Genomic DNA, 12,222 nt, shown 5'->3' on the forward strand with positions numbered 1-12,222 from the left:
GCCCCTTACAGTCCGAGGATCATTTTGGAAATGATGTTCTTCTGGATTTCGTTCGAGCCGCCGAAGATCGACAGCTTGCGATTGTTGAAGTACGCGGCGGCGGCACTGGCGGCTTCGTCCGGACCGACTGGCGTGCCGGTGAAACCCTCGTGCAATGCTTCCTCGACGAACGGCTGTGCGTACGGTCCCATCGCGCGACGCGTCAGCGACGAAATCTCCTGGCGGATTTCGGTGCCGCGTATCTTCAGCATCGAACTCTCCGCACCGGGCACGCCGCCGCCGGCCACGGCCGCGATCACGCGCAGGTTGGTCGTCTTCATGTTCTCGAGGTCGATCTCGACGCGCGCCATGCGTGCGGCGAACGACGGGTCTTGCGCGAGAGGGCGGCCGTTGCGCTGCTGTTTTGCGGCGATCTTGCGCAGCCGGTTGAAGGCGGCCACCGAAAAGCCGACGCCCGCGATATTGGTGCGCTCGTACGTGAGCAGATACTTCGCGTAGGTCCAGCCCTTGTTCTCTTCACCGACGAGGTTGTCGACCGGCACGCGCACGTCGGTGAAAAACACTTCGTTGACTTCGTGCTCGCCGTCGAGCGTGATGATCGGCCGCACTTCGACGCCCGGCGTGTTCATGTCGATCAGCAGAAAGCTGATGCCTTCCTGCTTGCGCACGTCGGTGGCGGTGCGCACGAGGCAGAAGATCATGTTCGCGTAGTGGCCGAGCGTAGTCCACGTTTTCTGGCCGTTGACGAGGTAGTGCTCGCCTTCCGCATCGACGCCGCGCACCGCGTTGGTTTTCACCGACGCGAGATCGGAGCCCGCGCCGGGTTCCGAATAACCCTGGCACCACCAGTCGGAGCCGTCGAGAATGCGCGGCAGCCAGTGACGTTTTTGCGCTTCGTTGCCGTATTTGATCAGCACCGGCCCGAGCATGTTCACGCCGAACGGCACCACGCGCGGCGCACCGGCCAACGCGCACTCGTTTTCGAAGATGAATTTCTGCACCGGGGTCCAGCCCGGACCGCCGTATTCCTTCGGCCAATGATTCGCGAGCCAGCCTTGCGCGTTGAGAATCGCATGCCATCCGGCCATGTCGTCGCGGGTGAGACGGCGGCCGCCGTGGACTTTGTCGGCGAGTCGTTGCGGGAGCTTGTCGCGCAGAAACGCGAGTACGTCGGCGCGGAAAGCTTCTTCTTCAGCGGTGAAGTTCAGATCCATAGCGAGGTGTTCCGTCGATATTGAACGGACCGGCGGCGGGCGAGGGCCGCCGGTAGATTGCGCCCGATAGCGCGGCGTCGGTCAGACTGTCTGATTCAGGCTCGCGAAATCCGCGCCGCGTTCCACCAGTTCGACAAGCAGTGGCGACGCTTTCCAGAACAGCGGGTCTTCTTTCGCGAACTCGCGGATGTCGGCGAGAATCTTCGGCAAGCCGACCGTGTCCGCGTATTTCATCGGACCGCCGCGATAGCGCGGGAAGCCATAGCCGTACAGGAAGGTCACGTCGACGTCGAGCGGCCTCAGCGCGATACCTTCGTGCACGACGTTCGCGCCTTCGTTGATCATCGCGGCCATGTAGCGGCGGATGATCTCTTCGTCGCTGAAGCTGCGCGGCGTAATGCCGGCGCGTTGACGTTCCGCGTCGACGATCGCTTCGACTTCCGGGTCCGGCGCGCCGCTGCGCGATCCTTCGGGGTACAGATAGAAGCCGCGGCCGGTCTTCTGACCGAACCAGCCGCGCTCGCACAGACGGTCGGCGATTTCCACATAGCGTGCCGCCGGATTGCGTGTTGGCGCGCGCCGCTTGCGCGCGGCCCAGCCGATGTCGCCGCCCGCCAGATCGACTACCTGGAACGGTCCCATCGGGTAGCCGAAATTGCGTACCGCCGCATCGATCTGATAGGGCGACGCGCCGTCTTCCATCATCGCGTCCGCGGCAGCGCGATACACGGCCAGCACGCGATTGCCGATAAAGCCGTCGCACACGCCCGCGCGCACCGGCGTCTTGCGCAGCTTCTTCGCGAGTTCGAACGCGGTCGCGACCACGTCCGCGCTGACCTGCTTCGGCACCACCACTTCCAGCAGTTTCATGATGTTGGCGGGGGAGAAGAAGTGCAGGCCGATTACATCGGCGGGACGCGAAGTGCCGGCCGCGATCGCGTCGATGTCGAGATACGACGTGTTGGTGGCCAGCACCGCGCCCGGCTTGCATACGCGATCGAGTTCGGCGAATACTGCGTGCTTGACGGCGATATCCTCGAACACGGCTTCGATCACGAGGTCGGTATCGGCGAGCGCATCGTAAGACGTGCTGCCGCTCCAGCGCGTCATCACGTCCGCTTTCTTTGCGGCGCTCATGCGGCCTTTGGCGACCAGCCCGTCGTACACCTTCTCGATGTGCGCGCGGCCGCGCGCGAGCGACGCGTCGTCGCGTTCGATCATCGTCACGGGCAAGCCGGCGTCGAGCACCGCGACGGCGATGCCCGCGCCCATCGTGCCGCCGCCCACCACGCCGATGGTGCGCCGCGCGCGCGGTTTTGCGTCGCGTGTTTCGGGCGCCTTCAATACCTCGCGCTCGGCGAAGAACGCGTGAACCAGGCCGGCACGCTGCGGGCTGTCGAGACAGTCGAGGAACAGTTTGCGTTCGATGCGCAGGCCTTCGTCGAAAGGCTGTTCGATCGCGGCTTCTACCGCGTCGACGATTTTCAGCGGCGAGAACAGGCCGCGCGATTTCTTCGCCGTTTCCGCGCGGGCGGTGGCGACGGCGGCGAGGCTCGCGGCGCGCTCGCCGAGCGCGGCGGCGTCGCGGGTGCGGCGCACCGGCGCGTGCGCGGCGAGCAGTTCGTGCACATACGCGAGTCCTTCGGCGAGGATGTCGTCGCTGGCGCCGACGCGGTCGACGAGACCCAGCGCCAAGGCTTCTTGCGCGCCGGCGTGACGGCCGCTCAGCATCAGATCGAGCGCGGCAGGCGCGCCGATCAGACGCGGCGTGCGCTGGGTGCCGCCAGCGCCCGGCAACAGACCGAGTTGCACTTCCGGCAGCCCGAGCTTCGCGCCATCGACCGCGATCCGGTAATGCGCGGCGAGCGCCACTTCCAGACCGCCACCGAGCGCCGCGCCGTGAATCGCCGCGATCACCGGCTTCGTGCACGCCTCGATGCGATTGCATACGTCGGGCAGCGCGGGCGGCACCGGCGGCTTGCCGAACTCGCGAATATCCGCCCCGGCGATGAAGTTGCGCCCCGCGCCGACGATCAGCACGGCCTCGACTGCGGAATCGGCATCCGCGGCTTCGATCGCGCCGAGCAGACCGCGCCGGACCTCGGCGGAGAGCGCATTGACCGGCGGGTGGTCGAGGGTCACGAGCAGCACTTTGCCGCGCAGTTCGCGCGTCACGACGTCGGCCGACGGGTTCGGGCTGGGGGTCATCAACTGTCTCCTGTTTGTGATTCGGGGCGTGGCGGGTCTGGCGAAGTGTTCCGATTGTCGGTTGGATAAGCTTTATTGACAATTACATCAACGGTTGACAGACTGTCAAAATTATTTTGACAAAGGCGCCACCGTGGACGTCAATTCGCTGACCTTGCTGGTGGACATTCTGGACGCGGGCAACCTGAGCGAAGCCGCGCGCCGGCTGAAAATGAGCCGCGCCAATGTGAGTTATCACCTGAACCAGCTGGAACGCTCGATCGGGTTGCAACTGGTCCGGCGCACCACGCGCCGCGTCGAGCCGACCGAGATCGGCCTGCAACTCTACGAACACGGTCGCGCGATCCAGAACGCGCTGCTGGCCGCGCGCGAATCCGTCACGACGCTCGGACAGAGCCTGCAGGGGCGCGTGCGGCTGAGCGTGCCGAGCGGCTACGGGCAACTGGTGATGTCAGACTGGCTGATCGCGTTCAAGCGTCTCTATCCGGGGATCGTGCTGGACGTGCTGTTCGAGAACCGCGTCGAAGACCTGATGCGCGACGAAGTGGATATCGCCGTGCGGGTGATGTCGGAGCCGCCGCAGAATCTGGTCGCGCGCGACATGGGTCCGGTGAAATACGTGGCGTGCGCTTCGCCGGCTTTTGCCGAAAGCCACGGCATGCCGTCACGGCTCGACGATTTGCGCACCGCGCCGCTGATCACCGCGGCGGTGGTCGGCCGGCAATTGCGAGTGGCCGCCTATTTACGCGACGAGCGGCACGAGGTGCTGCTCGAACCGACGATCATTTCGGAAAACTTTCTGTTTTTGCGCCAGGCGGTGCTCGCGGGTTTGGGCGTCGGGCTCGTGCCGGATTACGTGGTGCACGACGATTTGCGGCGCGGCGACGTGGTGACCGCGCTCGACGCGTGGCGCCTCAGTATCTTCGGTACGAACATGTACATGCTCTATATGCCGAACCGGCATCACACGCGGGCCGCATCCACGTTTATCGAGTTCATGCTGGAGAAAGCGCGCGGCAGCGGGCGCGGTCCGGCGGTCTGATCGAGAAGACGCGGGGCATCCGGCCTGTCGGGCTCATTCCCGGCTGGGGATCCATCTTGTCCTGTTTGTCGGGACGATGAGTCCTGTCTGGTGGTTATTAGCACGACGCACGATAAGCGTTAAGGTTTGTTTCTTCGCGTCGCGCACGGGCCGCATGTCGAACGTGCTTCCAGCAGAGGAGGCCGGGCGCTATGGACAGGAGTGCCGTGTAATCCAGATGAGAATCCTGTCATTGAAGTTGGTCATCGTTGTCTGCTCGATTGCATTCGCAAGCGGGTTTCTTTTATCAAGCGCGTCGTTTTCATTTCTCGCATGTTGCGTCTGTCGAGGATATTGACTGTCCGATCCGGAAAACGCGAGTTCGAAAAAGGGGCGTGCGATTCGACGGTCACTTGAAGCGGGCTATTCCAATCCAAGGTTGTTTCGATGAGGTCGTGCATGGGTGATGCAGGAAAGAAGATAGTGCGGGCGTTCGTGGGCCTGATATTGCCAGGCCTGGTCGGTTTCTGCGCGAGTGCGTATGCGGCGGATTTCAAACCCAATATGACAGTGCTTGGCAGTGAGGTCATCTACGATGTCAATGCCGATGGCACTTTCACACAAGAAGATACTGTATCGGTGCGTATCGACACTGACCAGGGAGTCAAGGCGCTCAGCCAGATGCCGCTCACCTACAGCCCGTCGATGCAGGGCATCGAAATCCTCGACGCCTATACGACGACGCCCGCCGGCAAACGCATCGACGTCGCTGCGGACAGGATTCTCGAGCAGCAGAGTGCGGCTAGCGCGGCGGCCCCGATGTTCAACGACAGAAAAGTAAAAACCGTCGTGTTTCCCGCGGTGGAGATCGGTGCGACTTTGACGCTGCACATGCGTCTCACGCAAAAAGTCGCGCTGTTTCCCGGCCAGTTCTTCGCGAAGGAAGTGTTTAGCGACGCCGAGCCGATCAAGTCGGCTCGCGTGACGGTTCATGCCCCGGCGGCGCTCAAGCTCCATATCGATGCGGTAGACCTGAAAGGCGGTCTGATCTCTGCCGACGATGCGGGGCGCCAGACCTGGCAATGGTCGATCAAAAACACGCAGGCGCAACGGAGCGAGCAGAATGCGCCTGCGCGCAGCGATCGTAGCCCGCGCGTTGTGATCACCACTTTTCCGGATCTCGATGCGCTTGGCCGGGCTTATCTCGAGCGAGCCGAGCCGCAGGTGGCTGTGACTCCCGCAGTAGAGGCGCTGGCGAACCAGGTGACCGCCGGCGTCACCGACAGACGTGCACAGGCCGATGCGCTGTATCGCTGGGTCAGCATGAATATCCGCTATGTCGCGATCTTTTTCGGCGATGGCGGCGTCGTACCGCACAGTGCTCAATCGATCCTGGATGCGCGCTACGGCGACTGCAAGGATCATGTGACCCTGCTGGAAGCGTTGCTCGCCGTCAAAGGCATCAAGAGCAGCCCTGTGCTGGTCAATTTGAGAGGAGCCTATTGGGTGCCGGAGGCCGCTGCTTCGCCCGGTGCGTTTAACCATGTGATCACCTACCTGCCCGAGTTCCAGCTTTACGCGGACTCCACGGCGGCCCATGCGATGTTCGGCGTGCTGCCCGACGTGTTGTCGGGAAAGCGGGCGTTGATCGCGGACGACGGAACCGGCCACGCCGCACTCGTTTCGTTACCGCTGAGCAGCCCGCAGACTTCGCGCGTTGAAACGAAGTCCCGGATGAGCGTGGACAGTGAAGGGAACGTCAAAGGCACGAGTGTGACGACGGCGTCGGGCGCACTCGACTGGTCCATCAGATCGGCGGCCGCATCGTTGCCGCCCGGCGGGGAGAAGGAGATTGCGGAAAGAGTACTGGCCACGACGGGGCAGAGCGGCTCGGGCAGCTTCAGTCACAATGATGCGCGCGATCTGACGCAACCGTTCGCACTTTCAACCCAGTTCGAGCTGCCTGCGTATGCCGCCGTGCCGGGGCCTGGCGCGATGCGCGTGCCGCGCGGATTGGCGGCGCTATTCGACATTGCCGGTGCATGCGACGCGTTTGGTCCCGAGGAACGTAAGCTGCCGCTGATCTTTTCAGGGCGTTCAATGAGCGAAACGGTCGAACTTACGTTGCCGGACGGCGTGAAGGTTGCATCGGTGCCCGAACCGCTCAAGCTCACTTCGCCGTTCGGAACCTATACGTCGAGTTATTCCCGGACCGGGCAGCAGATCACGGTGACGCGGAGCCTTGAAATCACCACTCGCGGTCCCGTCGTCGAGCCGGCTGATTATCCGGCGTTGCGCGCGATGGTGCTCGCGATCAGGCGCGATCTCAATACCCCGCTGATGTATTGACGGTAGCAACGCGCTGCTCGAGAGTTCGATTCGAGCAGCGCATCGCTCACGCCAGGCGAACGCTCGCCTGCAACTCATCACCGAGAAAGTCGATAAACGTCCTGAGTTTCGCCGACAGCCGATGCCGTTCCAGATAGATCGCATGAATGTCCGCGTTCGGCAGCGGCCAATCGGTGAGCAAGGACACCAGCTCGCCGCGCTTCAAATGGCCGGCGATCTCCCACTCCGAGCGCACCGCGATGCCGCGGCCGTCGAGCGCCCACTTCAGCACCGCGCTGCCGTCGTTGCTGCTCAACGGGCCGTCCACCTTCACCGTCTCCGATTTCTTGCCGCGCGTGAAATGCCACGTGCCATACGCCGATTCGTTTTCTCGCAGCACGAGACACGCGTGGCGCGTCAGGTCGTGCGGCATGGCCGGCGCGCCGTGCCGTTTCAGATACGCCGGCGCGGCACAGACCAGCCGCCGGTTCTTCAGCAGTAGCCGCGCGTTGATGCGCGCATCCGGCACCTCGCCGAAGCGGATGCCGAGGTCGAAGCCTTCTTCCTGCAAGCTCACCGGCCGGTCCGTCAGATGCAACTGGATCTTCATCGACGCAAAGCGCTCGCTGAAGCGCGAAATGGCCGGCGCGACATGCGCGCGGCCGAAGCCGAACGACGCGTTCACGCGCAACAGCCCGGTCGGCGCGGCGCGGCTGCTCGTCACCAGTTGTTCGAGTTCGGTGAGATCGTCGAGGATCCGCGAGCCGTTCGCCAGATAGATCTCGCCCTCGGCGGTGAGGCTCAGGCGGCGCGTGGTCCGGTTGACGAGCCGCACGCCGAGCCGCTGTTCGAGTTGCGCGAGACGCTTGCTGATCGACGGCGGCGTCACGCCGAGCTCACGCGCCGCGGCCGCCAGATTGCGGTGGCGCGCGACCAGCGCGAACAGATTCAGGTCGGAGAAGCCGTCCATCGATTCGTTCCCAAAAGTTAATTCCGGATTGCCTTGATAGAAACCCTATCCCTGCAGGCATCAATTAGACTGCATTCAGATATGGGAGGCAACGATGTTTGCAGGTTTCACCGATGCGTCGACGCAGGTCGACGGTATTCATCTTCACGCGATCCGCGGCGGCGCCGGTCCGGCTTTGCTGCTGTTGCACGGTCATCCGCAAACCCACGCGATCTGGCACAAGGTTGCGCCGAGACTCGCGCAGGACTTCACGGTCATCGCCGCCGATTTGCGTGGCTACGGCGACAGCGGCAAGCCGCAAGGCGCGCCTGACCACAGCAACTACTCGAAGCGCCGGATGGCCGAAGATCAGGTCGCGCTGATGCGCGCGCACGGCTTCGAACAGTTCGCGGTGATCGCTCACGATCGCGGCGGCCGTGTCGCCGCACGCATGGCGCTCGATCATCCGCAGGCGGTGACGAAGCTCGTCACACTCGATGTCGCACCGACGCTCGCGATGTACGAGCAAACCTCGTTCGCGTTCGCACGCGCTTACTGGCACTGGTTTTTCCTCGTGCGCCCCGCGCCGTTTCCGGAGACGCTGATCAACGCTGACCCCGACCTCTATCTGAAGCAGACGATCGGCGCGCGCAGCGCAGGGCTCGCGCCGTTTACCGAGGCCGCGTACGCCGAATATCTGCGCTGCCTGTCGGACCCCGCGACCGCGCACGGCATCTGCGAAGACTACCGCGCGAGCGTCACGATCGATCTGGAACACGACCGCGAGTCGCTCGCTGAAGCACGCAAGATCGATTGCGAGTTTCTCGCGTTGTGGGGCGCGCAGGGCGTGATCGAGCAGTGCTTCGAGCCGCTCGTCGAATGGCGGCGCTGGGCCACGCGAGTGAGCGGCGAAGCGCTGCCTTGCGGTCACTACATTCCGGAAGAAGCGCCCGAGTTGCTGCTCGATCGCGTTCTGCCGTTTCTGCATTCCTAGCCGTGGCCGATCCCGTCATGTCCAAACGCACTCTTTACGAAAAACTCGTCGACTCGCACACCGTGGCGCGGCTCGATGCGCAGAACGTGCTGCTGTACGTCGATCTGCATCTGATGAACGAATACACGAGCCCGCAGGCGTTCAGCGGACTCGCGGAAAAATCGCGGCCGGTGCGCCGGCCACGGCAACAGCTCGCAGTGGTGAGCCACATTATTCCGACGCACGCGGAATCGCCGCGTGTGATTCGCGATGCCGCGTCGCTGCTGCAGGCGAACAATCTCGCGCGCAACTGCGAACAGGCCGGCATTCAACTGCATGCGGCGAACGATCCGCTGCAAGGCATCGAACATATCGTCGCGCCCGAGCGTGGGTTGATTCGCCCGGGCATGGTCGTGCTGTGCGGCGACAGCCACACGACCACGTACGGTGCGCTTGGCGCGTTGGGCTTCGGCATCGGCACGTCGGAAGTCGAGCACGTGCTCGCCACGCAGACGCTGGTGTATCGCGTCGCGCAAACCATGCGGATCACGATCGACGGCGCGTTGCCGTACGGCACCTCCGCAAAGGACGTGATCCTGTGGGTCATCAGCCGCATCGGCGCGCAGGGCGCGCGTGGTTACGCGGTGGAGTTCGACGGCTCGACGATCGCGGCGCTGTCCGCCGAAGCGCGGATGACCTTGTGCAACATGACCGTCGAAGCCGGCGCGCGCGCCGCGTTGATCGCGCCCGATGCGACCACGTTCGACTACGTGCGAGCGCATGCAAAAGCGTTCGACGACGCCGGATGGGCGGCCGCGATGAACGACTGGCGCGATCTGAAATCGGATGCGGGCGCGCGCTTCGATATCGAGCATCGTTTCGACGCGCACGACATCGCGCCGTTCGTCACGTGGGGCACGAGTCCCGACCAGTCGATCGCGATCGATGAGCGCGTTCCGTCGGCAGCCACGCAAGCGACACCGGAAGCCGCGGCCGCGTTGCGCCGCGCGCTCGACTACATCGGCCTCGACGCCGACCAGCCGATTGCGGGCACGCCGATCGATCGCGTGTTTATCGGCTCGTGCACGAACGGGCGTATCGAGGATTTGCGTGTGGTCGCCGCGATCGTGCGAGGTCGTCACGTTGCACAAGGTGTGCGCGCGATGGTCGTGCCGGGCTCGGGCAGCGTGCGGCGTCAGGCGGAACAGGAAGGGATCGCGGCGACGTTGCGCGATGCCGGTTTCGAATGGCGCGAACCGGGCTGTTCGATGTGCCTCGCGATGAACGACGATTTTCTCGCGGTGGGCGAGCGCTGCGCGTCCACGACGAATCGCAATTTCGAAGGACGCCAGGGACGTGGCGGCCGCACGCATCTGATGAGCCCCGCGATGGCCGCCGCGGCTGCGTTGACCGGCCGCATCACCGATGTCCGCACGCTGGAGACGCAAGCATGAGCACACGACTCACTGAAATCGACGGGTGCGCCGCGCCGTTGCCGATCGAAAACCTCGACACCGACCAGATCATGCCGAAGCAGTTTCTTCGGATCATCGACAAAGCCGGCCTCAGCGAGGGTTTGCTATACGACTTGCGTTTCGACGAGCACGGCGCGCCGCGTAGCGATTGCGTGCTGAATCAGCCTGCGTATCGTGGCGCGCGCATCCTGATCGGCGGCTCGAATTTCGGCTGTGGGTCGAGCCGCGAACATGCGGTGTGGGGACTTCAGCAATTCGGGTTCGATGCGGTGATTGCACCGAGCTTCGCGGAAATCTTCTATTCGAATGCGATGAACAACCGCCTGCTGCTGGTTCAACTCGACCGCAGCGCAATCGACGCTCTGCTGCATGAAGCCGAAATACGACCCGCCGCGCAATTGCATATCGACATCGAACAGCAAACGGTGACGACGGCGAACGCGGAGGTATTCAGCTTTCCGCTGGGCGCACGTCATAAGCGGATGGTGATCGAAGGGATGGACACGATCGACCTGACGCTTGCGTCGCTACCGGACATCGAAGCATTCGAACGGGCGCATTTCCAGCGGCATAGCTGGGCAGCCGTGCTGTAACGCGTCGCGGCGCGTGCGCCGCATCCAGACGAAAATCGCGCGTGACCGATTCCCCGCCAGAAGGGAAGGGCTGCGCTTTGCCTTGAGACATTGGAGGAGACATGAAACAACAGATAAAGCGCAGGCCGTTCTATAAGGTGCTGTACGTGCAGGTGATCGTCGCGATTGCGATCGGCGTGCTGTTCGGGCATTGCCTGCCTGCGGATGCAGTGGCGATGAAGCCACTCGGCGACGCGTTCATCAAACTCGTGCGGATGATTATCGGCCCGGTGATTTTCTGCACGGTGGTGACCGGCATTGCCAGCATGCACGACATGCGCAAGGTGGGCCGCGTGGGCGGGAAGGCGCTGCTGTATTTCGAGGTGGTGTCGACGCTTGCGCTCGCGCTGGGTTTGCTGGCTGCGCACGTATTGAAGCCCGGCGTCGGCTTCAATGTCGATCCTGCGTCGCTGGACGGCGGCGCGGTCGCGGCCTATGCCGCGCAGGCCGCGCACGGCGAAGGGCTCGCCGGTTTTTTCATGCACATCATTCCCGAGACGTTCGTCGGCGCGTTCACGCAGGGCGACATCTTGCCGGTGTTGCTGATTGCGATGCTGTTCGGCACAGCACTCGCCGTGATGGGCGAGCCCGCGAAGCCGGTGGTGGGGCTGATCGAACTGCTGTCGAAAACATTCTTCCGGGTTGTGCGGATGATCACGAGTCTTGCACCGATCGGCGCGTTCGGCGCGATTGCGTTCACGATCGGCAAATACGGGATTGTGTCGTTGTTGCCGATGATGAAACTGATCGGCACGTTCTATCTCACGGCGTTCCTGTTTGTCGCGTGTGGTCTAGGGTTGATTGCGCGGAGTTGCGGTTTCAGTTTGTGGCGCTTTGTTGTGTACATCAAGGACGAACTGTTGATCGTGCTTGGCACATCGACATCTGAAGCGGCGTTGCCGCAATTGATGGACAAGCTCGAAAGACTGGGTTGTTCGCGGGGGATTGTCGGCCTGGTGGTGCCGACGGGTTACTCGTTCAATCTTGACGGCACGAACATTTACATGACGCTGGCGGTGCTGTTTCTTGCGCAGGCGACCAACACGCATTTGACGATGGCTCAGGAGGTGACGTTGCTGGCGGTGACGATGTTGACATCGAAGGGTTCGACGGGCGTGACGGGTGCGGGGTTTATCACATTGGCGGCGAGTCTTTCGGTGGTGCCGACGGTACCGGTGACGGCGATGGTGCTGATACTTGGGATTGACCGTTTCATGTCCGAGTGCCGGGCACTGACAAACACGATGGGCAACGGCGTGGCGTCGATAGTGATAGCCGCATGGGAGAAAGAACTGGACCGGGACATGCTGAGAGCAGCACTAGCGAAACCACAGAGAGAAACAGAAACGAAGCGGGAGGAACAAAAGGAAGTAAGTCAGACGAGAATGAGGAATGAGGAACAACGAACATGAATCAGAGAGC

The 12,222-nt window shown here is 63.1% G+C and carries 9 protein-coding genes; 6 read left to right on the forward strand and 3 right to left on the reverse strand.

The annotated features are described in order from the left end of the window. Window positions 1-5: 5 nt before the first annotated feature. Both PQQ51_RS08065 and PQQ51_RS08070 read right to left on the reverse strand, forming a co-directional pair. Entirely contained in the window at window positions 6-1,214 is a 1,209-nt protein-coding gene (locus PQQ51_RS08065; protein WP_408496238.1) for an acyl-CoA dehydrogenase family protein, read from the reverse strand. Between the two features lie 81 nt (window positions 1,215-1,295). Then, window positions 1,296-3,422 (reverse strand): 3-hydroxyacyl-CoA dehydrogenase NAD-binding domain-containing protein, encoded by a 2,127-nt coding sequence (locus PQQ51_RS08070; protein ID WP_408496239.1) that lies wholly within the window; start codon window positions 3,420-3,422, stop codon window positions 1,296-1,298. A gap of 133 nt (window positions 3,423-3,555) precedes the next feature. Here PQQ51_RS08070 and PQQ51_RS08075 point away from each other — a divergent pair, with 133 nt between their 5' ends. Together PQQ51_RS08075 and PQQ51_RS08080 are read left to right on the forward strand one after the other, a co-directional pair. Continuing rightward, the gene (locus tag PQQ51_RS08075) at window positions 3,556-4,464 is read left to right on the forward strand and encodes a LysR family transcriptional regulator (RefSeq protein WP_408496240.1); all 909 of its coding nucleotides are present in this window, start codon (window positions 3,556-3,558) and stop codon (window positions 4,462-4,464) included. A 438-nt stretch (window positions 4,465-4,902) separates the two neighbouring features. After that, entirely contained in the window at window positions 4,903-6,792 is a 1,890-nt protein-coding gene (locus PQQ51_RS08080; protein ID WP_408496241.1) for a DUF3857 domain-containing protein, read from the forward strand. A gap of 46 nt (window positions 6,793-6,838) precedes the next feature. Here PQQ51_RS08080 and PQQ51_RS08085 read toward each other — a convergent pair whose 3' ends face one another. After that, complete coding sequence (locus PQQ51_RS08085) at window positions 6,839-7,741, reverse strand: LysR family transcriptional regulator (RefSeq protein ID WP_408496242.1); 903 nt, start codon at window positions 7,739-7,741, stop codon at window positions 6,839-6,841. Between the two features lie 94 nt (window positions 7,742-7,835). Here PQQ51_RS08085 and PQQ51_RS08090 point away from each other — a divergent pair, with 94 nt between their 5' ends. The 4 genes from PQQ51_RS08090 (at window position 7,836) to PQQ51_RS08105 (ending at window position 12,212) form a co-directional block, all read left to right on the forward strand. Further along, the gene (locus PQQ51_RS08090; RefSeq protein ID WP_408496243.1) at window positions 7,836-8,714 is read left to right on the forward strand and encodes an alpha/beta fold hydrolase; all 879 of its coding nucleotides are present in this window, start codon (window positions 7,836-7,838) and stop codon (window positions 8,712-8,714) included. Between the two features lie 17 nt (window positions 8,715-8,731). Then, entirely contained in the window at window positions 8,732-10,147 is a 1,416-nt protein-coding gene (gene leuC, locus PQQ51_RS08095) for a 3-isopropylmalate dehydratase large subunit (protein WP_408496244.1), read from the forward strand. Next, window positions 10,144-10,761, forward strand: a complete 618-nt coding sequence (gene leuD, locus PQQ51_RS08100; RefSeq protein ID WP_408496245.1) for a 3-isopropylmalate dehydratase small subunit — start codon at window positions 10,144-10,146, stop codon at window positions 10,759-10,761. Before leuC ends, leuD begins: the two co-directional genes overlap by 4 nt. A gap of 101 nt (window positions 10,762-10,862) precedes the next feature. Next, on the forward strand, window positions 10,863-12,212 hold the full coding sequence (locus PQQ51_RS08105) for a dicarboxylate/amino acid:cation symporter (RefSeq protein WP_408496246.1): 1,350 nt from the start codon (window positions 10,863-10,865) through the stop codon (window positions 12,210-12,212). Window positions 12,213-12,222 lie beyond the last annotated feature (10 nt).

The sequence above is a fragment of the Paraburkholderia xenovorans genome (assembly GCF_046030735.1).
GTDB lineage: Bacteria > Pseudomonadota > Gammaproteobacteria > Burkholderiales > Burkholderiaceae > Paraburkholderia > Paraburkholderia xenovorans_A.